The sequence below is a fragment of the Mesorhizobium sp. NZP2298 genome, assembly GCF_013170825.1.
Lineage (GTDB): Bacteria > Pseudomonadota > Alphaproteobacteria > Rhizobiales > Rhizobiaceae > Mesorhizobium.
The window spans coordinates 2,554,755-2,577,481 of the sequence record NZ_CP033365.1 but is presented as its reverse complement, the minus strand read 5'-3'; the positions used below and the strand labels follow the sequence as shown (position 1 = coordinate 2,577,481).

Here is a 22,727-nt window from a genome sequence, read left to right as displayed (position 1 = left end):
TGATTGGTTGCGGATATGACGCCGCAAGGATTCGCATGGCTTTGGCAGGAGAATTGATCCGGTGCGGTTGAGATCTGTCCCGTTGGGTGTGGTCGTCACCCTCAGCCTTCTTGTCATCGTCATCGCCTTGACGGCGACTGCCCGATCCTTCGCCGCACTGCAGCCATCAGCTGTTCCGGCCTGGCTGCAGGTCCATGTCGGCGACAGCGACGGCCAGATCTCGGCCGTGGTGCTGGAGCGGGCGCGTGCGCTCTACCTGAAAAAGGTGGCGCAAGGCGCGGTCAGGAATCCCTGTTACTTCGCCATGGACGCTACACGTCCCGGCGATCTCGGCAATGGCGTGCTGGGGCGCCGGTACTATGTCATCTGCGAGGCCAGCCAATCGTTTCGCGCCATCGCGTCAGGTCACGGCAGCGGAAAAAATCTGAAAGGCACGGCCGATTTTTCAAATGGCAGGCGCTGCTCCAAGAACTTCGGCAATGCCATGGATTCGGAGCTGACCGCCGGCGGCGCCTATGTCACCCGCGAGGCGAAGACCTCCTTCAAGGGCTTTTACAGCGCCAGCGCGAAACAGAATGCCGCCTTCCTGCGCACCTTCATCCAGTTCGACGGCGAGGGCGAAGCCGCCAATGCGAGACAACGGGTGATCGGCGGCCATGCGGCACAGGTGCTGCGCGCCACGTGCATGCGCAAAAGCCCGAACAGCTCCTACGCCGACCATGATGGCCTGGTACCGTTCGGCAAGCTGGTGGACTATGCCGGCGGCCGCAGCAATGGCTGCACCAGCTGGTCGCCGGCGGACGCGCGGCAGATCATCGCGATGGTGAAGGACAATCCGACGACACTCTACATCTATCCGGAATCGCGCGACATCGCCGCCGTCGCGCAGGCGGCCAAAGGCCATTCGCCATCCGGCGAGGCGCCCTATTGGAACGCATCCTGCCTTAAGGAAATCGGCGCGCCGAAATTCTGGCCGCGAAAAACCCTCGAGCCGATGATCGCCCAGTACAAGAAGGATCACCCCGCACCGCCCGCGCAGCCGCTGCCAATGTGCAAGGAGCCGTAAGGTCCCGCTTCAGGTCGTGAGACAGCGGACCCCACGAGACCAGACTCTCGGTCCGCGCAAGAAATCGAGCACGGCCTCTATGAGCTCTGCCGGATACTCCACGTTCGACAGGTGAACCGCGGGCAGGACAAGCGGCTTCGCGCCGGCACGGCTGCGGCGATCAATTCGCCATGGCTGGCCGCCGTCACCGTGTCGTGCTGGCCAGCGATCACCAGCGTCGGCCGGTTGATCAGCGCTACCGTACTCCGAAGGTCGGCATCGCGAACGGCGGCGAACAGGCCAGCCAAACCTTGCCGGTCGATACCGATGACCGGTTCGTTGGCCGTCGCCGATCATCGTGCTCGCGCGACAGCTTTCGGGGTAGTGCCAAAGGTGCGTCGAAAGGCGTGCGTGAAAGCACTCTGCGACATGTAGCCGAGCTTGCTGCCGATGCCTGCTATGTCAGCATCGCCACGGGCCAACGCCGCATGAGCGAGAGCAAGGCGCCACGCCCGCACATAGCCGAGCGGCGGCTGTCCCACTTGGCGGGTGAACGCTGCCGAGAAGGCCGCCCGCGACATGCCGGCCACACTGGCGAGTTGCGCCACCGTCCATGGCCGGGCAACATCTCCATGAACGGCGCGGAGCACGCGGCCGAGCCCTGGATTCGAGAGCGCGCCAAGCCATCCGGTCTGGATGCCCTGGGCTCCTTCCGCGTAGGCGCGGATCGCCTCCACCAGAAGCACATCGGCCAGGCGGGCGCTCACGATCCGACTTCCCATGGCGGCGCGTTCCATTTCGCCATTCAAAAGCGTGAGGATTGTCGTCACCGCACCAGATGCCGTCGAGGACCGAGGAACCAGCAGGAAGCCCGGCAGCATGTCGAGCAGGAAGTCCGCGTTTTCCGGCGAGAACGTGACGCTTCCACCGAGGGCGATTGTCTCGTCGCCACCAAGACGCACGACGTCGCGGCCGTCATAGAGGGCCCGACCGTCGAGAGGCGGCAGTGTCGGGTCGCTGGCCATCGCGTAGGTCATGCGTCCGATCAGGCAGACGTCACCTGCGCTCATCGGTTGAGCGTCTTGCCCCGGCACGGTCAACCAGATGGTTCCTCTCAACAGCGCCACGAACTTCAGTCGATCAAGAGCCGGAAATTCGAGGGCCCACTGGCCCGCGGCTTCCAGCCGGGTGCGTCGGGTCACTGTCGCGCCGAGGGCAATCAGCACGTCGGATAGAGGATCAGTCGTCGCGTTAGACGATTGCGATAAATTCATGGACGTTCCGATATATAAAATCTTGTCCGGTGGCCTTATCTCGGTAGAGAAGGAGAATTGCAATGAGCATAGTGGACAAGGTCATCGCCATCACAGGCGCAAGCAGCGGGATTGGGCGTGCGACAGCAAAACTTCTCGCGCGACATGGGGCCTTCGTCGTGCTCGGCGCCCGCCGCGAGGATAAACTGGCCGTCGTCGTCGACGAGATCGCGGCCGCGGGGGGCAAGGCCGTATACAAGACGACCGACGTCCGCCAGCGCGGCGATCTCGAGGCCCTCGTCGGTTTGGCGATCGAGCAGGGCGGCAAGCTCGACGTCATCGTGAACAATGCAGGGATTGGGCCCATATCGCGCTTCGATGCTCTGCGCGTGGAAGACTGGGACGCCATGATCGACGTCAATCTGCGCGGCACGCTCTATGGCATCGCCGCAGCGCTGCCAGTGTTTCAACGTCAGCAGTCAGGGCACATCATCAATATTGTCTCGACGGCCGGGATCAAGATCCTCCCGACCATGGGCGTCTATGCGGCGACGAAGAATGCCGTGCGCACAATCACCGAGGCCCTGAGGCAGGAGGCAGGGCCACACCTCAGGGTTACCGAAATATCACCAGGCATGATCTCGACGAACTTTGCAGATTCAATGACCGATCCGGTCGTCAAGGAAGCCATGGGCAAGCGCATCGGCCACCTCGCAATCTCGCCCGATGCTATCGCTCGCGGTGTCGTCTACGCGATCGAGCAACCGGCCGATGTGGACGTCGGCAGCATCGTCATACGACCGACGGCTCAGGATTGATGGTCGGTTTCATGTGATGGATCGACAGCCGCTCCCTGCCTCCCTCGGCAAGCGGGTCCAAGTTTCACGACAGATCAAGGCATTGAAAATGAACCGACGTGATATGACAGGCGCAACGTTGGCGGCAATTCCGCTGCTGGGGGATGACTGCGATGAGCACCGCACAGCCGACGAAAGACGACGAACTGGCTACGATCTGGGGCAAATGGATCGCAATGTGTAATGGCGATCTGGCCATCGCGGGCCAGATTATCGCGCCGGACTACAAGCTGCACATGTCCCCGCTGGGAGGCGAGGACCTCTCGATCTATGCCGGACCCGACGGCATGGCCGGCTGGATCGGCCAGTTGCACGCCGCCATCGATCCGTTCGTCTTTGAAGTCCAGGTCCAGCCCTTGTTCGGTGAGGGCATGATCGCTGGACGCTGGCTGGCGAGCGGCACATACAAGGGCGGGTTCCCGGGCGCCAAGGCCAAGCCTGGCACGGCCATCAGATTTGCGGGCGCCGATTTCCTGCGCGTCGAGAACGGCAAAGTTCGCGAATATTGGCTGAGCGCGGACCAGCTCGACCTGCTCAGGCAACTCGGCATGATGGGCTGATCGGTTCCCCTGTACCGCCATAGCGCTCGACCAACGACAGTTCGGCGATCCTGTGGGCGACGGGATACTGTTGCTCGGACCGTTCAGGCTCAAATGGCTGCGGCAGTGGATGCAGCGAAGGCACGGCGAGCGAGCGGCTTGTCGATGCGCCTTACGTCCGTGTCGAGGATCGCGGCCCAGGTGGCTCCTGAACATTGGGCGCCTACGGCCAGAACGCCTGGGCTTACTGCAGCAGGCCTTTGACGATGCCGCTTGCCTTGCCGAAATCCATCTGGCCGGCATATTTCTGCTTCAGCGCCGCAATCACCTTGCCCATGTCCTTCTGGCTGGCGGCACCGGTCTCGGCAATCGCCTCGCGCGCCGCGGCCGTGATCGCGGCATCATCGAGCTGGGTCGGCAGGAAGCCGCGGATGATCTCCATCTCTCCGCGCTCCTGCGCCGCCAGTTCCGGCCGCTTGCCGTCTTCGAACGCCTTGGCCGATTCCTCGCGCTGCTTCACCATCTTGGCCAGGATCTGCAGGATCTCCTCGTCGCTCGCGGGATCCTTGCCGGCACCGCGATTGGCGATGTCGCGATCGTGGATGGCCGCCTGGATCAGCCGCAATGTCGGCAGCCGATGCTTGTCTTGCGCCTTCATCGCGCTCTTCAGGGATTCGGCGATTTTTCCGCGCATGATGCTTTCTCCTTCGGTCGGCGCGGACAATAGCGCCGGGGCCTAGCCAAGGCAAACCCAGATATTGTGGATCAAGCCTCTGATATTGCTTGATGAAATAAATCATGGCGGCATTTCGCATGATCATTGACCGCCCTGCCCCCTTCCCCTATGTACTGGGCCTTGCATGAACTGAAGCTTGAATGCGTGGAGGCCGCGAATTCGCCGCTCCGCGCCGTTTGCTGCGCGGATGGCCCGCCGGGCCTTTGCAGCGCGCAGTGTGATAGGAGTGCCGCCATGGCCGAGACGACGCCCGCGCTGACCCCACCTTGGGCCACCGAAAAGCCGACCGCCCTTCTGGTGCTGGCCGACGGGACCGTCATCGAGGGCCGCGGTCTCGGGGCCACCGGTTCCGCCGTCGCCGAAGTCTGCTTCAACACCGCGCTCACCGGCTATCAGGAAATCCTCACCGACCCCTCCTATGCCGGCCAGATCGTTACCTTCACCTTCCCGCATATCGGCAACATCGGCACCAATGGCGAGGACATCGAGGACCTCAACCCGGCCGCCCGCGCCGGCGCCGTCGGCGCCGTGTTCAAGGCCGATGTCACCAACCCGTCCAACTACCGCGCCGCCGGCGGTCTCGACCAGTGGCTGAAGAAGCGCGGCATCATGGCACTGTCGGGTATCGACACCCGCGCGCTGACCGCGCTGATCCGTGAAAAGGGCATGCCCAACGCCGTCATCGCGCATGCGCCGGACGGCGTCTTCGATCTCGACGACCTGAAGCAGCGCGCCGCCGCATGGTCGGGCCTGATCGGCCTCGACCTCGCCAAGGAAGTCACCTCGGGCCAGTCCTCGGTCTGGCGCGAGACGCCCTGGGTGTGGAACGAAGGTTTTGGCGAACAGACTGATCCGTCCCTGCACGTCGTGGCCATCGACTATGGCGTCAAGCGCAACATCCTGCGGCTGCTCGCCGGCCTCGGCGCCAAGGTCACCGTCGTACCGGCCAAGACTGGTGCCGAAGAAATCCTCGCCATGCAGCCGGACGGCATCTTCCTCTCCAACGGCCCCGGCGATCCGGAAGCCACCGGCGGCTATGCCGTGCCGGTCATCCAGGATCTGTTGAAGACCGACATCCCGGTGTTCGGCATCTGCCTCGGCCACCAGATGCTGGCGCTGGCGCTCGGCGGCAGGACCGCCAAGATGCACCAGGGCCATCATGGCGCCAACCATCCGGTCAAGGACCACACCACCGGCAAGGTCGAGATCGTCTCGATGAATCACGGCTTCGCCGTCGATGCCGACTCGTTGCCCGAAGGCGTCGAGGAAACCCATGTCTCGCTGTTCGACGGTTCGAACTGCGGCATCGCGCTGACCGGCCGGCCGGTGTTCTCGGTCCAGCACCACCCCGAAGCCTCGCCCGGCCCCCAGGATTCGCACTATCTGTTCCGCCGCTTCGTCAACCTGATCCGGCAAAAGCGCGGCGAGGAATTGCTCGCCGAGCGGGCGTGAACTTACGCCACCGGCCGGCCTTCGCTCGCCTCCAGTATCGCGAACCATTGTTGGCGGTCGAGCACAATGTCGAGCGCCTTGACCATGGCCGCCAGCCGTTCCGGCTTCATTGAGCCCAGCACCGGCACCAGCCGGGCCGGATGGCGCAGCAGCCAGGCGATGGCAACAGTGGCGAGATCTCCGGCGCCGACTTCGGCGGCAACCGCCGCGAGCGCTGCCCGCACCCGAGCTTCTCGGGCTTCCTTGCCGGTGAACAGCGAGCCGCCGCCGAGCGGCGACCAGATCATCGGCGCGTAGCCCAGGCGCTGCGCGTGGTCGAGACTGCCATCGGCCAATGCGGACGTCTTCAGCACCGACATCTCGATCTGGTTGGTGACCAGGGCAAACGGCAGCCGCGAGGCCAGTAGATCGAACTGTGACGGTGTGAAATTCGAGACGCCTACCGCCCTCACCTTGCCGGCCTTGACCAACGCGGCCAGTGCCGCCGCCGTCTCGTCGGCATCCATCAGCGGATCCGGCCGGTGCAGCAGCAACAGGTCGAGATAGTCGGTACCGAGATTGCCGAGCGAGCGGTCGACCGAGGCGGCTATGTGGGCGGCGCTGGTGTCGTAATGCTTCAGCCGGTTTCGCGGGCGGTTGGCCGAGGCCAGCATGATGTCGCATTTCGAGATCAGCTCGATCTCCTCTCGCTTGCCTTTCCAGCGCGACAGCCCGGCGCCGAAGGCCGCCTCCACCCCGTAATTTCCGTAGATGTCGGCGTGGTCGAAACTGGTCAGGCCGAGATCGACAGCGGCGCCGATCAGCCTCCCGACCTGGTCGGCATCAGGGCGGGCGTCGCCGTCGAGCAGGCGCCAGGCGCCGAAGACCAGCCGCGACAGCGACACCCCGTCCTTGGTCAGCACGATGCGGCTGTCATGGCTCATATCGGCGCTCCATCTTCCGCGACGTCGGTGGTGACAGTCCTGACCACGGCCGGCCTCGCCACCTTGGTAACGAAGACGATGAGCGCCAGCACCAGGAAGCACGCACCGACCAGATAGGGCGCGCCGCCGAAGGTCACGGGCGCGCCAGGCCCCGTGAACCAGGAAAAGACCGCCGTGTAGAGCAGCGGCGTGATGATGGAGGTGATCGAGAAGATCGAGGTCATCGCGCCCTGCAGTTCGCCTTGCGCGGAAGGCGGCACCTTGGCGGCGGCGAGGCTCCTCAATGGCGGATCGGCCAAGGCCTCCAGGCAACCCACGACGATCACCGCGTAGATCATCCAGCCCTGCGTGGCGAAGGCATAGCCGAAGGCGCTGGCCGCAGTGAAGATCAGCCCGATTGCCGCCGTCTTCCATTCGCCGAGCCTCGTGATCACGCGCGGCAGCACCGTTGCCATGACGATCGCGCCACACAGGCCGAAGGCGCCGAGCGAGAAGCCGATCTGCTGCTGGCTCCAGCCATAGCGATAGCTGGATACGAACGACCACACCGCCGGGTACATCATGTGGCCGAGCGTCATCAGGAAGAAGACGAGCCCGATCCAGCCAATGCCTTGATACTGGCGCATCTGCAGAAGCGTGCCGACCGGGTTGGCGCGTTTCCACTCGAAGCGGCGGCGATGCTTTTCATCGAGCGTTTCCGGCAGAAAGACCATCGCGATCAGGAAGTTCACGAAGGCGAGCCCGGCGGCGAAATAGAACGGCACGCGCGGTCCGAACGTGCCGAGCAATCCGCCCAGCACCGGCCCGATGACGAAGCCGACGCCGAAGGCGATGCCAAGCAGGCCGAAATTCTTTGCCCGGTTCTCGTCGTTCGAGATGTCGGCGATGAAGGCCGATGTCGTCGAATAGCTGGCGCCTGAAATGCCGGCCAGCACACGCCCGATGAACAGCATTGGATAGGACCAGGCGATAGCGCAGATCAGATTGTCGATGGAAAAGGTCAGCACCGAGGCAAGCAGGATCGGCCGCCGCCCGAAGCGGTCGCTCAGGCCGCCCATGATGGGTGCGAAGAAGAACTGCATGGCGGCGTAGACGAAGAACAGCCAGCCGCCCTCGATGGCCGCCTCGCTGACGCCGACACCGGTCAATTCCTGCAAATAGGCCGGCAGCACCGGCATGATGATGCCGAAACCGATAATGTCGAGCAGCAGCGTGGTGAAAACCAGCGCAAGGCCCCGCCTGGCGGTTTTGGGGTCGATCATGATGGTCAGGCTCCTCCGGCCGCCCTGCGCAGTCGGACGCACCTTATAGGCGAGCCCGCGAAAAGGAACAATGCAAGAACAGCCGGGAATAGTTGATCCTGACACTCACTGACGGCGTCTTCGCCGTCAGTGTATTGCCATGACGCGAGTGCTCAGATCGGGCCGCTCAGCGTGTTGCAGTCCGACAGCTTGCCGCTCTTGTAGCCGCGCGCCAGCCAGGTCTGGCGCTGCTGCGAGGTGCCGTGGTTGAAGCTTTCCGGCACGACATAGCCCTGCATCTTCTTCTGCAGCGTGTCGTCGCCGATCTGCTTGGCGGCGTTCAGCGCGCTTTCGATGTCGCCCTGCTCCAATATGCCCTTCTGCGCCGTGTAGTGAGCCCACACGCCGGCGAAGCAATCGGCCTGCAGTTCGATGCGCACCGACAACTGGTTGGCGTCGGCTTCGCTCATGCCTTGCCGCATCTGATTGAACTTGGACATGATGCCGGTCAGGTTCTGCACGTGGTGGCCGACCTCATGGGCGACCACATAGGCCCGGGCGAACTCGCCGGAAGCGCCGAACTGCTGATCGAGTTGCTGGAAGAAGGTCATGTCGAGATAGACCTTGTGGTCGCCGGGACAATAGAACGGCCCCGCGGCCGCCGAGGCAAAGCCGCACGCCGAGCGCACCTGGCCGGAAAACAGTACCAGCTTGGGGTCCTCATAGGTCAACCCTTGCGACTTGAAGATGCCGGTCCAGGTGTCCTCGGTCTCGGCCAGCACCGTCGCGACGAACTGCTTCATCTCGTCATTGGCGGGTGCCGTGCCGCTGTCCTGGCCACCGCTGTTGTCAGTGATCTGGCCGCCACCGCCCGGCAGCAGGCCACCATCGCCTCCGCCCAGGATCGCCGAAGGATCGAAGCCGAAATACCATCCGGCCAGCACCACCAGGATGACCAGGAAGATGCTGCCGCCGCCACCGGTGCGACCGCCAATGGGGAGACGGAACTGGCCGCCGCCGCCGATCCCACCACCGCCGCTGTCGCTGCGGTCGTCCTCGATATTGTCACTCTGACGACGGCCTCTCCAGAGCATGGCAACTCCTCGCGCTGCAAACTTCCCCGTTGCTCCGGCAGGCCGGCTCAACCCAACAAACAATTAGCCCAATGGTTGCACCAAGTCACAGCATTTTTCGAGGCCGCCGGGGTGCCTGGCATGGTGCTCTGGCCGAGAGCCCGCAAGGCCTGTAGCATCGCCAGCAAACCGGGGGCGTGCGAGGCTTGCAGAGGGTCGGTCAATTCCTGTCGCTGCTGGCAGCGCTGTTCTGCCTTGGCCTGCAAGGCGCCGGCGCGGTGACGCTGGATTCCAGCGTTGCCATCACCGACCCGGCCACCTTGCAGGCACTTGAGCGAGGCGGCCTGTCGATCAGCCGGCTGCTCGGACCCGCGCTCGGTCTCACCCGCGACGTCGACAATCGCGGCCTGTTTTCAGTGCCGGCGCTGGCCACGGTGCGCGACACGGTCAAGCAGGAGATATCGGACGAACCGAAGACCAGCCCCGACCCCTATGTCGCGGCCATGGCCCGATCGGGCGACACCAGCCAGAAGTTCAACCCCAGATATATCGACGATGACGGCTCGACGCTCGACCTGACCGGCGTCGTCAACCGCATGGATCGCGGCTATCTCGGCCACACCGAATGCGGCGAGATCAGGCTGATCTACCGCTTCCACTATTCGGTCGCCGAAAAGCCGGCCAGGGGAAAGGTCGCGCAGCGCATCTCGTCGCGCCTGCCGCTGACCATGAGCCTGGTGTTCAATGCCAAGCCGACGCGAGCGCAGGCCCGTGCCTCGAGGGATTTGCCACGTGCCGCCGACGTATCTTGCGCCGAAATCGCACAGCGCTGGCTTGTCGCCGGCCAGAAGGACCTGCCGCCCGAGCAGTTGGCGGCCTGGCTGCGTTCCGATGAAGGGCCGTTGTCCGGCGCGATGCTGAATTCCTCGCAGATCATGCGGCTCGAACTCAACATGCAGGTGCTGCGGCTATCGGCCTCGACGCGGCGCGATTTCGGCGGCCATGCCGAATATCTCCTGAAAATCTTCAAATGGGACCCGGCGACCTCGAGCTTCCACGAAGCGAAGATGGAGAACCAGATCGACCGCGCGACAGTGCTGGCCGACGTCAAGTCCTTCGCCAAATGGCTGCTCACCGACCGCAACATCTACGACCTCGACCATGGCCGGCTCGTCATCGACGAGAAGTTCCTGAGCAAGAGCGCCGTATCCGTCGCGCCCGGAGGGTTGAGCCGCTCGCAGAACAACATCGCCTATGGGCTGGTTGACGACGCTGATATCGACAAGGCGCTGCGGGACTATGTCGCCCGGGGCAACACGCTCGCCAGCATAAAGTCGGTGGCCGGTTTCAATCTGCGGCTGAACGAGATGAGTTGCACCGGCTGCCACCAGACGCATGGCATTGCCGGCTTCCACTACACCGGCGCCGACCCCGCCAGTGAACCGCGGCGCAACGCCGTCTTCGTGCCAGGCTCGGCGGTGTTCTTCGCCGACCTGCCGCGCCGCCGCGCCATCGTCGAGCAATTCGCCGCCGGCGGCCATCCGGATTTCACCAGAGGCTTCGCTGCTCGTCCGGATCAGAAATATGCCGAAGCGCTGAAGGGCACCGACCTGTACAATGGCTGGGGCTCGATCTGCTATCGCGGCGAGGACGCTAGCTTCAAGGACTGGACCTGTGGTGCCGGCCTGCGCTGCGCCGGCGTCCATGAAAGCGCCATCCATCCGGGCTTCGGTACTTGCGTCAGCGAGAAGGGCACCGCGGTCGGCGATCCCGTCGAGTTCGGCCAGATAAGAATGTCGACATGGGGCAACGACCAGTATTGCCGCCTGTCGCCGGCCACCGCCAAGGCATGCGCCATCGACCCCGCGCGTGACAAGAAACCATTGGTCAAGCTCGCCGGCTATGGCGCCGCGCGCCAGCGCTACGACAACCCCGAACAGAAGACCGGCGGCTTTCCCGGCGGCATGCTGCGCAAGGCGACCTGCGACAGGCTTCCCGACGAGGCGACATGCGGTCGTCTCGCCAAGACCGGCTTCAACGACTGCGTCGCATCCGGCAAGGACCACAAATTCTGCACCAGGGAATTCACCAAGACCGCCGGCCTGCGCGCCTGCGACAAGGCGCATCCCTGCCGCGAGGACTATATCTGCACCGCCGGCTACGACGACCTGCCACAGGCCAAGCCCGGCGAAGGCACCTGCATCCCGCCCTATTTCATCTTCCAGTTCCGCGTCGACGGCCACCCCAGAAGCTGGGTGCAGGATGTGCGGGAGTGAACATGCCGGCTCCTTGACGCCGGCCCGGCCTCAGCCCTTCTGCTTGGCGCCGGCACTCTTGCCGTCGGAGCTTTTCGAGCGCTCCTCGAAACGCGCGGCGCCCTTTTTCAGCGGACGGCCGGTTTCGGCCTCGGTCTTGCGCTCGTCCTTCGCGGCCGCCTGTTTCAACCCTTTGGCGGCTTGCTTGCCCTTGGCGGTCGGTGCTTGTTCAACGCCCATTGCTTCCTCCCTTGGTGCGACATCAGGAGCAACGTGCGTAAGGTGCGGTGGTTCCGGCGGCCGTCCGAGAACGGCCGAGCGGCCTGGAGCGGTTCAGCGTTTCACGGAATCGCTCCAGCTATTTGTTTTTACGCAATTCCCAAGGGCAAGCGCTACGCGCTTGTCCCGGGAAAACCGTTACACACTTTTCCTGGAATTGCTCTAACGCGGCGCGGTCATGGCCTTGCGAAATGCTTCCAGCGTCTCGGCGCTGACATGGTGCTCGATGCCCTCGGCATCGATGCGCGCCGTTTCGGCGCTGACGCCCAGCGAACGCAAGAAGGCTTCCACCGTCTGGTGGCGGATGCGGCTTTCTTCCGCCACCTTGCGGCCGGCATCGGTCAGGAACACGCCGCGATAGGGTTTTCTCGAAACGAGCCCGTCGGCGCACAGTCGCGTCAACATCTTGGCCACCGTGGGCTGGGCGACGCCGAGCCGTGCGGCGATGTCGACCTGGCGCGCCTCGTTGCCGTCCTCGATCAGGTCGGCGATCAGCTCGACATAGTCCTCGACCAGCGCACTGCGGCGCGCTTCGCGCGTCTGCCTGAACCCTTCCGAATGGACATCGGCGTCGGGCAAGGGCTCGCGCGGAACCGGTCTGTTCTTCAGCGCCAATGCGCGCTCCTCCTCGGGAGTTTGGCCGTCGCGGCTTTTATAGCACGGGCTCTGATTCTTCAGGCCGTTTATTTGCATTCCCCCACAGGCGCAACCGGTGTTTCCGATTGGCGCTTGCACACGCACTTCGGAGCGTCCGGCAAAAAGCACCGACAATGAAATATAGCCTATTGCATAATGTTGAGCCATGACATAGGTTACGGATATCCTCCGGACGTCGCGGAAAGCCTTTCCATGTCAGAAGCAGAAGTTACAGCCACCCGGTCCGAATGGCGGTTCGCCGGACGGGACGAGGACGATCAGCCCAGCCTGCGCGAGGTCAATTCCTCCGTCGCGGTGCCGAATTCCGGCGTCTGGTTCCGCCGTCTGTTCGCCTTCATGGGCCCCGGCTACATGGTGTCGGTCGGCTATATGGATCCCGGCAACTGGGCGACCGACCTCGCCGGCGGTGCCCAGTTCGGCTACACGCTTTTGTTCGTCATCATGCTGTCCAACCTGATGGCGATACTGCTGCAGGCGCTGGCCGCACGCCTTGGCATCGCCACCGGCCGCGATCTCGCCCAGGCCTGCCGCGCCTATTATCCGCGCCCGGTCAATTTCGTGCTGTGGATCGCCTGCGAACTCGCCATCATCGCCTGTGACCTCGCCGAAGTCATCGGCACGGCGATCGCATTGCAGCTGCTGTTCGGCATTCCGCTGATCGGCGGCGCCATGCTCACCGCTCTCGACGCCTTCCTGGTACTGCTCCTGATGAACAAGGGGTTCCGCTATCTCGAAGCCTTCGTCATCGCGCTTTTGATCATCATCTTCAGCTGCTTTGCCATCCAGATCTTCGTCGCCGCCCCACCGGCCGGCACGATCCTGCATTCGATGTTCGTGCCGTCCTCGGAAATCGTCACCAACCCGGCGATGCTTTACATCGCGATCGGCATCATCGGCGCCACCGTCATGCCGCACAATCTCTACCTGCACTCCTCGATCGTGCAGACCCGCGCCTATGAGCGCACGGAAAAAGGCAAGCGCGACGCCGTCAAATGGGCGACGATGGACTCCACCATCGCCCTGATGCTGGCGCTGTTCGTCAACGCCGCCATCCTGATCGTGTCGGCTGTCGCCTTCCACAATACCGGCCACCAGGATGTCGCGGAGATCGGCGAGGCCTTCGAGTTGCTGTCGCCGCTCCTGGGCCTGGGCATCGCCTCGATCCTGTTCGCCGTGGCGCTGCTTGCCTCCGGCCTCAACTCGACGGTTACGGCGACGCTTGCCGGCCAGATCGTCATGGAAGGGTTCCTGCGCCTGCGCATCCCCAACTGGGCCCGGCGGCTTCTGACGCGCGGCCTCGCCATCATCCCGGTGGTGGTCGTCACCGCGCTCTACGGCGAAAAGGGCACTGGCCAGTTGCTGGTGTTCAGCCAGGTCATCCTGTCCATGCAATTGCCCTTCGCGGTCATTCCGCTGGTACAGTTCGTCTCCGACCGCAAGAAGATGGGCAGCCTTGCCATCCCGCGCGCCGTGGCGGCCCTTGCCTGGGTGGTCGCCGCGATCATCCTGGTGCTCAATTTCAAGCTGCTCTACGACACGATGTTCGGGGTCGGCTAAGGTTCCCCCGGATCGCGAGACAAACCGCCAAATCGCGCTATCTTGGCGCCATGAGCACGATAGAAGATATCAGGAGATTCTACGCGCGGCTGATGGCGGCCAATGCCGCCTCATCGGATCCACGCCTGGAGGAGGTTTTCGCCAGCGTGCCGCGCGAGGCCTTCCTCGGCCCCGGACCGTGGACGATCGTCGCCGGCAACAGCAGGGTCACGACGCCCAGCGCCGACCCCTCCCATATTTACCAGAACGTGCTGGTGGCGCTCGATGCCGACAAGGGCATCAACAATGGCGAGCCGTTCCTGCACGCCATGTGGATCGGAAAACTGGCACCGAAACCCGGTGAGACCGTCATCCATATCGGTGCCGGCACCGGCTACTACACAGCCTTGCTCGCCAGGCTGGTGTCGCCCGGCGGCATGGTCATCGCTTTCGAACTCGACGACAAGTTGGCCGATCTGGCGCGCAGATATCTCAAAGCTTACGGCAACGCGACTGTCGTCCATGGCGATGCCGTGACCATGCCCTTGCCGCCATCCGACATCATCTATGTCAACGCCGGGGTCGTCGCCCCTCCAGCCGGATGGCTGAAGGCATTGCGCCCCGGCGGCCGCATGATCTTCCCCTGGCGCCCGGCCGAGCGCGTCCCGCTGGCGGTGATGGTGACCCGCACCCAAAAGGGTTTCGCCTGCGATCCGTTCATGCGCTCCTGGTTCATCCCATGCTTCGGTGCCTCGGTTGCGGATCTTGCCGCGAAGATCCCGACCCGCGAGCAAGCCACGCGCAGCCGCTCGATATGGCTGACGAGCGACAAGGCGCCGGACCGCACGGCCACGGCCATCTTCGGCGACGTCTGGTTCTCATCGAAAGATCTCCGCGCCAAACCCGGCAACTGACGGATCGATGGGCAGGCTTGTCCAAAATTTCGCGACCCCTGTCGGGATGGCCGCGGGCGGTCCGTCCTTGGGCCATGGTCGGGCCGTGACGGCGTGGATGGAACAAGGGAGAGACCAATGAGAAAGATCATCGCCGCCACCTTCGTCAGCCTGGACGGCGTCATGCAGGCGCCGGGCGGGCCGGAGGAGGATCCCGTCGGCGGCTTCAAGTTCGGCGGCTGGACCTTCCATTACTTCGACGAGGTGGGAGGCGCGGCAATGGAGGAACTCTTCTCCAAACCCTTCGCCCTGCTGCTCGGCCGCAGGACCTATGACATCTTCGCCGCGTACTGGCCGTATCAGAAAGATCCGATTGCGGATGCATTCAACCCGGCGACCAAATATGTGGCGACGCATCGGCCTGACACCCTCATTTGGCAGAACACGCAATCGCTTGGGCCCGACATCGTCGCGACACTGCGCCGCCTCAAGCAGGAGGATGGACCTGACCTCCTCATCCAGGGATCGGGCAACCTGATCCAGACCTTGCTCGCCAACGGGCTGATCGACGAAATCCGGCTGATGATCTTCCCGCTGCTGCTGGGCAAGGGCAAACGGCTGTTCGGCGATGACGCCATGCCGGCCGCCTTCAGGCTTGCCAAGTCGCAGACCTCCAGCACCGGCGTCATCATCGCGACCTACGAACGATCAGGCGAAATCGAGGTCGGCTCCTTTGTCACCGGGGAGCCGTCCGACGCCGAGCTCGAGCGGCGCAGGAACTGGAAATAGCGGGACCCGGCGTTGGCACCTTTCCTCTTCCCCGATCGACGGGGGCGAGGAAACCTAGTGCTGCTTGGTCTCACGCCGCGACAGGCCGGCGCGCCAGTCCATCGCGTATATGCCGCGCGAATTCCTGCGCCGCCGGCCCGACGCCGTGCCTTGGCACATGCAGGTTGATCGAAAAATTCGGCAGCGGCGGCAGGCCGGCCTCGAACGGCAGGATGTCGAGATCGGCCGGCACGGTCGAAGCGAGCCACGTGGTGACGGCAAGGTCGGAGCGCACCGTCGCCGTCGTCGCGTCGATATTGCCGTTCTCGAACACAGTGCGCCATTCCAGCCCATGCTCGTTGAGCGCCGCCAGCACCACCGGCCGGAAGGCGCAGGTGTCGGCGACGATCGACACCGGCAGCGGCCGCTTGGCGCGCGCAGTGCCGCCTCTGGCGCCGACCCAGACCAAGCGGTCGATGGCCAGGCATTCGCCTGATGTCGGGCCGACCCGCTCCTCGATCACCGCAAGGTGGATGGTTCCGGCCGCGAGCGCTGACGCCAGTTCCGGCGACGAGGCGCAGACCAGCGAGATCTCGACCTGCGGATAGGTCTCGGCATAGGCCTTCAGCACCGGCGCGAGCAAGGTTCCGACCAGATCGTAGGGCACGCCGAGCCGCACCTGCCCGGCGACCGCGGAGCCCGCCATCTCCGCCCAGATCTCGTCGTTGAGGCTGAGCAGGCGCCTGGCCTTGTCGAACAGCCGCTCGCCCGACCGCGTCAGGCGCAGGCCGCGCCGGTCGCGCTCAAACAGGCTGCAGCCGAGCGTCTCCTCCAGCCGCTTCACCTGCTGGCTGACGGCGCCCTGCGTCAGGTGCAGCACATTGGCGGCCGCCGTCATGCTGGCCTTGTCGGCGACGGTGACGAAAGTGCGCATCAGCGCCGTATCGAGATTGCGGATCATATCGGCATTGTAGATGCTAATGCCTGATATCACAAACATTGCATTTACTGATGCCGGCCCAAGCCTACCATGGGGCCTCCGAGAAGGACGCCCCATGCTCCAGCCCATCCTGCCGCTCATCCTGTTTGCCTTCGTGGCCACGGCCACGCCTGGTATCGCCACAACCTTGTCGACTGCCTCGGGGGCGCAGTTCGGTTTTCGCCGGTCCGTTCCGCTGATGATCGGCAGTGCCGCCGGCCTCGCCACCGTGACAGGCGCAGCCGCCGCTGGGCTCGCCGGCCTGCTGCTTGCGGTCCCTGCGCTGCAACTGGCGATGAAGATCGCCGGCTCGCTCTATCTTCTTTGGCTGGCGGTCAAGATCGGTCGCGCCGGGCCGCCCAATCTCGACGTGAGCATGGCCAGGCCGAACAGCTTCCTGGGCGGCGCCGGCATCCAGTGGATGAATCCCAAGGGCTGGGCGATGGGGCTGGGTGCGGCGGCCTCGTTCGCCGCCTTGGCCGACGGCCCGGGACAGCTTGCCCTGCTGCTCGGCTCGACCTTCGGCCTCACCGCCGCCATCTCGCTGTCCGTCTGGTGCCTCGCCGGCATGGTGCTGGCACGGCTGCTCAAGACCGAGTGGCAATGGCGCGCGCTCAACATCGTGCTGGCGCTGGTGCTGGCGGCGTCGATCATCCCGATGTGGCGGTCGGCGTGAGGCGATGGCCCAGTTCCTCGCCCCCATAGAATGGGAGCGAGGAACCCAAGCCTTGCTGCCTCAAGCCGCGTAGCGGGCGGCCGGCTTGCCGGCGTGCAGGCTGCCGTAGAAGGCTTGCCGGGCACCAAGGAAAGTGTCCAGCTTGCCGGCGTCGGCAAGAGCGGGCACGGTGACGGCTTCGCCCCTGGCCAGGCCGACAAGCGCCGCATCCACCATATCGTCGGCGGACATGACGATTTCCTTCGGAAGCTGGTCGATATCGCTGCCGGCAAGTTCCCAGAAATCGGTCCGGGTCGCGCCCGGCAGCACCACCTGCACCTTCACATTGGTGCCCGCGACCTCGCGGTGCAGGGCCTCGGTGAAGTTAACGACATAGGCCTTGGTGCCGCTGTAGATGCCGCCGAACGAGGTCTCATAGGCAAGCACCGAGGCGATATTGACGATGGCGCCGCGGTTGCGAGCCAGAAGACCCGGCAGCACGGCACGGGTCAAACGGGTCAAGGCGATGACATTGACCTTGATCATGCGTTCGGCCGCGTCGGCGTCGGCCGTCGCCACCACCTGCTGGCCGCCAAGGCCGGCATTGTTGACGAGCAGCGTCACGCTGTCGTCGGCCGATATCAGCCGCTCTACACGGCGCACGTCCTCGTCATCGGACAGATCGGCTGTGATGAAGCTGACCTTGCGATCGTAGGCGTAGCGCAGTTTCTCAGCCAGTTCCTCGAGCCGGTCGGCGCGCCGCGCCACCAGAACCAGGTCGTAACCCTGCCCGGCCAGCCGGTCCGCATAGACCGCGCCGATGCCCGATGAGGCGCCGGTGACGACCGCCGTGCCCTTGTTTGCCTGTCCACTCATTGTCCTGTCCTTCTGTCTCGAACTGTTCGCTTCGACCTTGTCGCCGGCACCGTGGACGTCAGCCCTCACCTTGCCGGCAAGCCGCCTGATTGATTTAGTGGTATATGCCACTATCGGTAAAATAGGCATATGCCACTATCTTGTCAATGAGCGCATCCGGGATTATTTGTCAGGCGGCAGCCGGACATCATGTCCGCGCCGCCGAGGGAACCGTCATGTCGAAAGAGGCCCTGCCCGGACTGTCGCTCTGCAACAACGCCATGCTGCGTCGCGCGACGCGCAAGATTGGCCAGTACTACGATGATGTACTGGCGCCCTCGGGCCTGAAAGCCACGCAGCAGGGCCTGCTCTATCAGATCCACATCTCCAACGAACCGGCGATGGGCGCCATTGCGTCTGCCCTGATCATGGATCTGTCGGCGCTCGGCCACACGCTGAAGCCGCTGATCCGCGACGGCTATGTCGAGACCTTCGCCGATCCGGCCGACCGCCGCATCAAGCGGGTGCGGCTGACGCCTCAAGGGTTGGTCAAGCTCGATGAGGCGATGAAGCTGTGGCGGGTGGCCCAGCAGCGTTTCGAAGACATGGTCGGCAAGGAGAAGGCAGCGAAGTTGCGCGCGGCGCTGGATGATGTTTCCGCGCTGGATTTTGATTTTCCGCCAGCCAGCTGAGCTGGCCGGCGGGTTCAAGACAGGTTCTACTCAGCCGGCATCGCGACCGGCCGTGCCACCCAGCGGCCGGCCAGCACGATGCCGAGCCCGATCAACGGGAAGGCGGCGGCGACCAGGCCGAGGTCGGCCGGCGCGCCGTAGCGCAGCACGCCACCGCCAACCACCGCGCCCAGCGCCACGCCGAGATAGAGCGCCGAACCGTTGAGCGACAGCACGATCGGGGCCGCGTCGGGCGCCAGCTTGATGATGCGGCTGGCCTGCGCCGGCGGGAAAGCCCAGCCGACGATGCCCCACGGCACCATCATCGCCATGAGCGCCGGGCCGGCAATATGCTGCGGCAGGAAGGTCGGCACGACCGACAGCATCACCAGCATGGCCGCGCTCAGCGCCAGCGACCAGCCTACGGTGCGGGTGGCGCCAAAGCGGTCCGCCGCCTGGCCGCCGGCGATGTTGCCGATGACCGCGCCGACGCCGAAGGCGAGCAGCATGCCGGGCAGCGCGATCTGGCTGAGCCCGGCGCCCTCGATGGCAAGCGGCGCGACATAGGCAAAGACGGTGAAGGCGCCGGTCAGCGCCAGCAATGTCGTCACAAGGATCGGCATCACGCCGGGCCGCATCGCCGCCGCCAGCCGGCGCCTGAGCGGCAGCCTGGTACCGACGATACCGCGCGGCAGCCGGTACCACAGGATGGCGCCGGCGAGCGCGCCAAGCCCGGCAATGGCATAGAAGGTGCCGCGCCAGCCGGCGACCGCCGCGACCAGCGCGCCAAGCGGCGCGCCGACGGCGACGGCCACGGTGGTGCCGCCGACGACGACGGCGATGGCACGCGCCCGGTGATGGTCATCGACCAGCGCCACCGCCGTGCCCTGCGCGGTCGCGGCGAACAGGCCGGAGGACAGCGCCATGATGATGCGCGCCGCCAACAGCACTTCGAAGGATGAGCTCAAGGCGGCAACAACGTTGCCGATGACGAAGAACACCAGCGTCCACAGGATGACGCGGCGCCGGTCCCATTCGCCGGTCAGCGTCGCCAGGATCGGCGTTCCGACCGCATAGGCGAGCGCGAAGGCGGTGATCAGCGAGCCGGCGAGCGGGATGGAAATGCCGGCATCCCTGGCGATGTCGGGCAGAAGGCTGGAGATGACGAAGCCTTCGGTCGAGATCGTGAACGATCCGAGCGCGAGCCAGAAGAGCCGCTTGTCCATGGCAGGTGTCCTTAGTTCAAAAGTTATTGAACAATTGGACATAACAGGCCATGATGTCAATGAAGCCAGGGGAAAATAGCTGAACCATCCTGACAGCCCTGTGTCAGCACGGATCCCAGGACGGAGAAACACTGTGCACGGCCACGGCGGGACAGACGCGTTGAAATCGGCCCGAACTGTGCTTAGGTTCCAGCCATGACCTTGCCACACCCCAATACGGACCAGATCAGCCTGCCCATCGTGCTTGGCGTGCTCGGAGACCCGACGCGGCTGGCTATCGTGCGCTATCTCGCCAGCAAGGAAGGCGTGCCGCTGAACTGCAGCCAGTTCCTCGACCTCGCCTCCAAGACCAACCTCAGTTACCACCTTGCCAAGCTGCGCGAGGCCGGCGTCACCCGCGCCGAAGTGGCCGGCACCAACCGCATGATCACGCTGCGCCGCGCCGACCTCGACGCCCGCTTCCCCGGCCTGCTCGACAGCGTCATCGCCGCGGCCGTGGACGACCCGGCACTGCCGGCGGTCGGCGGCCACGACCTCGAAGTACCGGCCTGAATCACGACGCGGCGTTAACTGCCAACGCAAGGAAGCGCCCATTGCGGCCGCTTCGCGGCCACCTCTTTCCCGATCCGCGAGGAAGAGGAAACGCTGCCTCACCACCGGAGCCTCCCCATGCGCATTGCCGTCCTCGCCGATATCCATGGCAACGTCCTGGCGCTGGACGCCGTGCTGGAGGATCTGCGCCGGCGTGGCGGCGCTGATCTCGCCGTCAATCTCGGCGACAGCGTTTCCGGCCCGCTCTGGCCTCGCGAGACGTTTGCCCGGCTTGAGGCGCTGAAGCTGCCGACGGTGCGCGGCAACCACGACCGCCGCGTCGCCGCCGATCCCGCGGACGAGACCATGTGGGCGTCCGACGTCTACGCAAAGGAGCGGCTGACCGAGGCGCAGCGCCAGGTTCTCTTCGCCCAGCCGCTGACGCTGGAGATCGCGCCAGGCATTGTCGCCTTCCACGCCCGGCCCGACCATGACGAGAAATATCTGCTCGACGCGATCGTCGATGGCCAACTGGTGCGCGCGCCGCTGGCGGCGATCCGGCGGCGGCTGAAGACACTCGACCCCGCCTGCCGCATCGCGCTCTGCGGCCACAGCCACCGCCCGGAGCTGATCCGCGTCCCCGGCGGTCCCGTCATCTTCAATCCAGGCAGCATCGGCTGCCCCGCCTATGATGATTCCACCCCGCCCGCGCATGTTTCCGAACAGGGCTCGCCGCATGCGCGCTACGGCATCGTCACATTGGGCGGCGAAGGCCGGCCCGACCGTTTCGAGGCCATCGCCGTCGACTATGACCATGAAGCGGCGGCGCGACAGGCCGAACAGGCGGGACGCCCGGAATGGGCTCACGCGCTCAGGACCGGCTTCATGCCGTAAGCATCCCTCAACGGCCAAATCCGCGATCCTGACCCATGAATCCACACCGCCGCTGAGGCTTTGGAAGCAACGGCGGGGCTCCTCCCGCCGGACCAGCACCATGGCTCGTTTGAATTTTCGGACTTACATGGCGGCGCTTCGTCCCTTATAAAACCGGCCGGGTACGCGGCGGAACCGCCACGGCATGGTGATTTGAGTATCGGCGCACGGCCAAATGAAGAGGCGCACAGTTACGCTCCGAAAAAGTTTGCATGCGCTGATTGCGGCTCCGTTGCTGATGGCGGCGTGGCCGGCTGTCGTGCCTGCCCAGGCCGAAGAGGCGCCGTTCATCTCCATCGTCACCGGCCTCGCCCCCGACGACCTGCTCAATATCCGCGCCAAGCCATCGGCGATCGGCAAGACCGAAACCCGCCTGGCTGCCGGGGCAAGCGTCAGGAACCTTGGCTGCAACGACATTGACGGGCACCCATGGTGCAAGGTTGTATCGGACAATCCCAAAGCCACCGGCTGGGCGCCCGCGCGCTACCTCGTTCCCGTCAACCCGGCAACCGTGCCCAGCCCCGACCAGGCAGCGGATGCACCGCCAGCCGCTCCCGATGCGGCCATGCCCGCCGCCGGCGACCCAGCCGCGGCGACAGCAACCGCCGCCCAGGTATCCAGCAGCGTCACGGCGCCGCCCGACCTGACGGCAAGGCTGGGCGGCGTGGCCCAACCCGTGGCCCCCGAAGCTCAGGTGAAATCCGCCGCCACCATCGCCATGCAGGATGCCTACGGCCTGGCCCTGGCGGCGAGTGAAACGCCGTCGACCGGGGAAATAATCCCGGCCCCCGACGGCGATGCCGGTACGGCGGACAGCGGCTCGGCGGCGGGATCCGCTCCCGTTCCCACGCCGCGGCCGGAATCCGCCGATGCCGCGCCCGCTCTCGACACGCAGACCGTTGCCGAACTGCCGCCGCGGCCCGCCGCCCTTGCCTCTGGCGGTGGCCTCGAGATCCCCTGCTCCCGCTATTTCGGCCAGCCGATGGAGCGCTGCGCGGCGACCGTCGTGCACAAGGGCGCCGACAAGGCCGACATCATCGTGATCTGGCCCGACGGCGGCAGCCGCGTCATCTCCTTCGACGCCCGCCTGCCGGCCGGCTCGAACGGACACAGCGAATTCCGCTACACACGCGAGGGCAGCCTGAACCTGATCCGCATCGGCGTCTCCGAACGCTTCGAGATCACGGACACGGTGGCGTTTGGAGACTAGGGATTAGGCAGTAGGCAGTAGGGAATAGGCAGTAGGGGCATACGCTCGAGGCGCTTGAAGCTCCCCTGCTGTCTATTGCCCAATCCCTACTGCCTTCTTCGCATTTTCGGGGTTACATCCGCCAAAACTCTTCCCTATAAGGCCCACCTAGCCTGATACC

The 22,727-nt window shown here is 64.9% G+C and carries 23 protein-coding genes and 1 pseudogene; 13 read left to right on the top strand and 11 right to left on the bottom strand.

The window, feature by feature from the left end; genetic code table 11:
• The first annotated feature begins 61 nt into the window (after positions 1-61).
• Positions 62-1,066 (top strand): hypothetical protein, encoded by a 1,005-nt coding sequence (locus tag EB231_RS12475; protein ID WP_172349065.1) that lies wholly within the window; start codon positions 62-64, stop codon positions 1,064-1,066.
• A 9-nt stretch (positions 1,067-1,075) separates the two neighbouring features.
• Here the strand turns inward: EB231_RS12475 and EB231_RS35130 are convergent.
• Together EB231_RS35130 and EB231_RS12470 are read right to left on the bottom strand one after the other, a co-directional pair.
• Positions 1,076-1,389, bottom strand: a pseudogene (locus EB231_RS35130) (alpha/beta fold hydrolase); the annotation flags it as partial.
• Positions 1,390-1,398: 9 nt separating this feature from the next.
• Positions 1,399-2,382, bottom strand: coding sequence for an AraC family transcriptional regulator (locus tag EB231_RS12470; RefSeq protein WP_246740924.1), 984 nt, complete (start codon positions 2,380-2,382; stop codon positions 1,399-1,401).
• On the opposite strand from EB231_RS12470, the gene EB231_RS12465 reads away from it, so the two are divergent.
• Both EB231_RS12465 and EB231_RS12460 read left to right on the top strand, forming a co-directional pair.
• Positions 2,382-3,116 carry an SDR family oxidoreductase gene (locus EB231_RS12465; protein WP_172349064.1) on the top strand — a complete coding sequence of 245 codons (735 nt, stop codon included), beginning with the start codon at positions 2,382-2,384 and terminating at the stop codon, positions 3,114-3,116. The two genes, EB231_RS12470 and EB231_RS12465, sit on opposite strands and share 1 nt — an antisense overlap.
• Before the next feature lie 152 nt (positions 3,117-3,268).
• The gene (locus tag EB231_RS12460) at positions 3,269-3,715 is read left to right on the top strand and encodes an ester cyclase (RefSeq protein ID WP_172349063.1); all 447 of its coding nucleotides are present in this window, start codon (positions 3,269-3,271) and stop codon (positions 3,713-3,715) included.
• Between the two features lie 223 nt (positions 3,716-3,938).
• Here the strand turns inward: EB231_RS12460 and EB231_RS12455 are convergent, their stop codons facing one another.
• Positions 3,939-4,388: a GatB/YqeY domain-containing protein gene (locus tag EB231_RS12455; protein ID WP_172349062.1), complete on the bottom strand. Its 450-nt coding sequence runs from the start codon at positions 4,386-4,388 to the stop codon at positions 3,939-3,941.
• A gap of 276 nt (positions 4,389-4,664) precedes the next feature.
• Here EB231_RS12455 and carA point away from each other — a divergent pair, with 276 nt between their 5' ends.
• Positions 4,665-5,882 (top strand): glutamine-hydrolyzing carbamoyl-phosphate synthase small subunit, encoded by a 1,218-nt coding sequence (carA, locus tag EB231_RS12450; protein WP_172349061.1) that lies wholly within the window; start codon positions 4,665-4,667, stop codon positions 5,880-5,882.
• A gap of 2 nt (positions 5,883-5,884) precedes the next feature.
• Here carA and EB231_RS12445 read toward each other — a convergent pair whose 3' ends face one another.
• From EB231_RS12445 to ypfJ, 3 genes are all read right to left on the bottom strand, one after another.
• The gene (locus tag EB231_RS12445; protein ID WP_172349060.1) at positions 5,885-6,805 is read right to left on the bottom strand and encodes an aldo/keto reductase; all 921 of its coding nucleotides are present in this window, start codon (positions 6,803-6,805) and stop codon (positions 5,885-5,887) included.
• A complete protein-coding gene (locus tag EB231_RS12440; protein WP_172349059.1) occupies positions 6,802-8,067 on the bottom strand; it encodes a TCR/Tet family MFS transporter in 1,266 nt (421 codons plus the stop codon). The genes EB231_RS12445 and EB231_RS12440 overlap by 4 nt, the downstream gene beginning before the upstream one ends.
• Positions 8,068-8,219: 152 nt before the next feature.
• Positions 8,220-9,140 carry a KPN_02809 family neutral zinc metallopeptidase gene (gene ypfJ, locus EB231_RS12435; RefSeq protein ID WP_172349058.1) on the bottom strand — a complete coding sequence of 307 codons (921 nt, stop codon included), beginning with the start codon at positions 9,138-9,140 and terminating at the stop codon, positions 8,220-8,222.
• A gap of 185 nt (positions 9,141-9,325) precedes the next feature.
• Between ypfJ and EB231_RS12430 the strand changes: the two genes are divergently transcribed.
• A complete protein-coding gene (locus EB231_RS12430) occupies positions 9,326-11,395 on the top strand; it encodes a hypothetical protein (RefSeq protein WP_172349057.1) in 2,070 nt (689 codons plus the stop codon).
• A 30-nt stretch (positions 11,396-11,425) separates the two neighbouring features.
• On the opposite strand, the gene EB231_RS12425 is transcribed toward EB231_RS12430, so the two are convergent.
• Together EB231_RS12425 and mntR are read right to left on the bottom strand one after the other, a co-directional pair.
• Positions 11,426-11,614, bottom strand: coding sequence for a hypothetical protein (locus EB231_RS12425; RefSeq protein WP_056578647.1), 189 nt, complete (start codon positions 11,612-11,614; stop codon positions 11,426-11,428).
• A gap of 201 nt (positions 11,615-11,815) precedes the next feature.
• A complete protein-coding gene (gene mntR, locus EB231_RS12420) occupies positions 11,816-12,268 on the bottom strand; it encodes a manganese-binding transcriptional regulator MntR (protein WP_056578997.1) in 453 nt (150 codons plus the stop codon).
• Positions 12,269-12,502: 234 nt separating this feature from the next.
• On the opposite strand from mntR, the gene EB231_RS12415 reads away from it, so the two are divergent.
• From EB231_RS12415 to EB231_RS12405, 3 genes are all read left to right on the top strand, one after another.
• Positions 12,503-13,867 carry an Nramp family divalent metal transporter gene (locus EB231_RS12415; RefSeq protein WP_172349056.1) on the top strand — a complete coding sequence of 455 codons (1,365 nt, stop codon included), beginning with the start codon at positions 12,503-12,505 and terminating at the stop codon, positions 13,865-13,867.
• 50 nt (positions 13,868-13,917) lie between these two features.
• Entirely contained in the window at positions 13,918-14,760 is an 843-nt protein-coding gene (locus EB231_RS12410) for a protein-L-isoaspartate O-methyltransferase family protein (protein ID WP_172349055.1), read from the top strand.
• 117 nt (positions 14,761-14,877) lie between these two features.
• The gene (locus EB231_RS12405) at positions 14,878-15,528 is read left to right on the top strand and encodes a dihydrofolate reductase family protein (RefSeq protein ID WP_172349054.1); all 651 of its coding nucleotides are present in this window, start codon (positions 14,878-14,880) and stop codon (positions 15,526-15,528) included.
• A 70-nt stretch (positions 15,529-15,598) separates the two neighbouring features.
• Here EB231_RS12405 and EB231_RS12400 read toward each other — a convergent pair whose 3' ends face one another.
• Positions 15,599-16,507 carry a LysR family transcriptional regulator gene (locus tag EB231_RS12400; RefSeq protein WP_172349053.1) on the bottom strand — a complete coding sequence of 303 codons (909 nt, stop codon included), beginning with the start codon at positions 16,505-16,507 and terminating at the stop codon, positions 15,599-15,601.
• 55 nt (positions 16,508-16,562) lie between these two features.
• Here EB231_RS12400 and EB231_RS12395 point away from each other — a divergent pair, with 55 nt between their 5' ends.
• Positions 16,563-17,162 (top strand): LysE family translocator, encoded by a 600-nt coding sequence (locus EB231_RS12395; protein WP_172349052.1) that lies wholly within the window; start codon positions 16,563-16,565, stop codon positions 17,160-17,162.
• A gap of 60 nt (positions 17,163-17,222) precedes the next feature.
• Here EB231_RS12395 and EB231_RS12390 read toward each other — a convergent pair whose 3' ends face one another.
• Entirely contained in the window at positions 17,223-18,017 is a 795-nt protein-coding gene (locus tag EB231_RS12390) for an SDR family NAD(P)-dependent oxidoreductase (RefSeq protein WP_172349051.1), read from the bottom strand.
• Between the two features lie 215 nt (positions 18,018-18,232).
• On the opposite strand from EB231_RS12390, the gene EB231_RS12385 reads away from it, so the two are divergent.
• On the top strand, positions 18,233-18,688 hold the full coding sequence (locus EB231_RS12385) for a MarR family winged helix-turn-helix transcriptional regulator (RefSeq protein ID WP_172349050.1): 456 nt from the start codon (positions 18,233-18,235) through the stop codon (positions 18,686-18,688).
• A 26-nt stretch (positions 18,689-18,714) separates the two neighbouring features.
• Here the strand turns inward: EB231_RS12385 and EB231_RS12380 are convergent, their stop codons facing one another.
• On the bottom strand, positions 18,715-19,893 hold the full coding sequence (locus tag EB231_RS12380; RefSeq protein WP_172349049.1) for an MFS transporter: 1,179 nt from the start codon (positions 19,891-19,893) through the stop codon (positions 18,715-18,717).
• A 195-nt stretch (positions 19,894-20,088) separates the two neighbouring features.
• On the opposite strand from EB231_RS12380, the gene EB231_RS12375 reads away from it, so the two are divergent.
• The 3 genes from EB231_RS12375 (at position 20,089) to EB231_RS12365 (ending at position 22,567) form a co-directional block, all read left to right on the top strand.
• Positions 20,089-20,445 carry an ArsR/SmtB family transcription factor gene (locus tag EB231_RS12375; protein WP_172349048.1) on the top strand — a complete coding sequence of 119 codons (357 nt, stop codon included), beginning with the start codon at positions 20,089-20,091 and terminating at the stop codon, positions 20,443-20,445.
• Positions 20,446-20,562: 117 nt separating this feature from the next.
• On the top strand, positions 20,563-21,318 hold the full coding sequence (locus EB231_RS12370) for a metallophosphoesterase family protein (RefSeq protein ID WP_172349047.1): 756 nt from the start codon (positions 20,563-20,565) through the stop codon (positions 21,316-21,318).
• 214 nt (positions 21,319-21,532) lie between these two features.
• On the top strand, positions 21,533-22,567 hold the full coding sequence (locus tag EB231_RS12365) for an SH3 domain-containing protein (protein WP_172349046.1): 1,035 nt from the start codon (positions 21,533-21,535) through the stop codon (positions 22,565-22,567).
• Positions 22,568-22,727: the final 160 nt, after the last annotated feature.

Excerpts from the sequence above, each read along its gene's own strand:
- EB231_RS12395 (WP_172349052.1), top strand. The coding sequence starts at position 16,563 with ATGCTCCAGCCCATCCTGCCGCTCATCCTGTTTGCCTTCGTGGCCACG.
- EB231_RS12440 (WP_172349059.1), bottom strand. The coding sequence starts at position 8,067 with ATGATCGACCCCAAAACCGCCAGGCGGGGCCTTGCGCTGGTTTTCACC.
- EB231_RS12405 (WP_172349054.1), top strand. The coding sequence starts at position 14,878 with ATGAGAAAGATCATCGCCGCCACCTTCGTCAGCCTGGACGGCGTCATG.
- EB231_RS12390 (WP_172349051.1), bottom strand. The coding sequence starts at position 18,017 with ATGAGTGGACAGGCAAACAAGGGCACGGCGGTCGTCACCGGCGCCTCA.
- EB231_RS12400 (WP_172349053.1), bottom strand. The coding sequence starts at position 16,507 with ATGTTTGTGATATCAGGCATTAGCATCTACAATGCCGATATGATCCGC.
- EB231_RS12455 (WP_172349062.1), bottom strand. The coding sequence starts at position 4,388 with ATGCGCGGAAAAATCGCCGAATCCCTGAAGAGCGCGATGAAGGCGCAA.
- EB231_RS12460 (WP_172349063.1), top strand. The coding sequence starts at position 3,269 with ATGAGCACCGCACAGCCGACGAAAGACGACGAACTGGCTACGATCTGG.
- EB231_RS12385 (WP_172349050.1), top strand. The coding sequence starts at position 18,233 with ATGTCGAAAGAGGCCCTGCCCGGACTGTCGCTCTGCAACAACGCCATG.
- EB231_RS12380 (WP_172349049.1), bottom strand. The coding sequence starts at position 19,893 with ATGGACAAGCGGCTCTTCTGGCTCGCGCTCGGATCGTTCACGATCTCG.
- EB231_RS12465 (WP_172349064.1), top strand. The coding sequence starts at position 2,382 with ATGAGCATAGTGGACAAGGTCATCGCCATCACAGGCGCAAGCAGCGGG.
- EB231_RS12445 (WP_172349060.1), bottom strand. The coding sequence starts at position 6,805 with ATGAGCCATGACAGCCGCATCGTGCTGACCAAGGACGGGGTGTCGCTG.
- carA (WP_172349061.1), top strand. The coding sequence starts at position 4,665 with ATGGCCGAGACGACGCCCGCGCTGACCCCACCTTGGGCCACCGAAAAG.
- ypfJ (WP_172349058.1), bottom strand. The coding sequence starts at position 9,140 with ATGCTCTGGAGAGGCCGTCGTCAGAGTGACAATATCGAGGACGACCGC.
- EB231_RS12370 (WP_172349047.1), top strand. The coding sequence starts at position 20,563 with ATGCGCATTGCCGTCCTCGCCGATATCCATGGCAACGTCCTGGCGCTG.
- EB231_RS12365 (WP_172349046.1), top strand. The coding sequence starts at position 21,533 with ATGAAGAGGCGCACAGTTACGCTCCGAAAAAGTTTGCATGCGCTGATT.
- EB231_RS12425 (WP_056578647.1), bottom strand. The coding sequence starts at position 11,614 with ATGGGCGTTGAACAAGCACCGACCGCCAAGGGCAAGCAAGCCGCCAAA.
- EB231_RS12415 (WP_172349056.1), top strand. The coding sequence starts at position 12,503 with ATGTCAGAAGCAGAAGTTACAGCCACCCGGTCCGAATGGCGGTTCGCC.
- EB231_RS12375 (WP_172349048.1), top strand. The coding sequence starts at position 20,089 with ATGACCTTGCCACACCCCAATACGGACCAGATCAGCCTGCCCATCGTG.
- EB231_RS12410 (WP_172349055.1), top strand. The coding sequence starts at position 13,918 with ATGAGCACGATAGAAGATATCAGGAGATTCTACGCGCGGCTGATGGCG.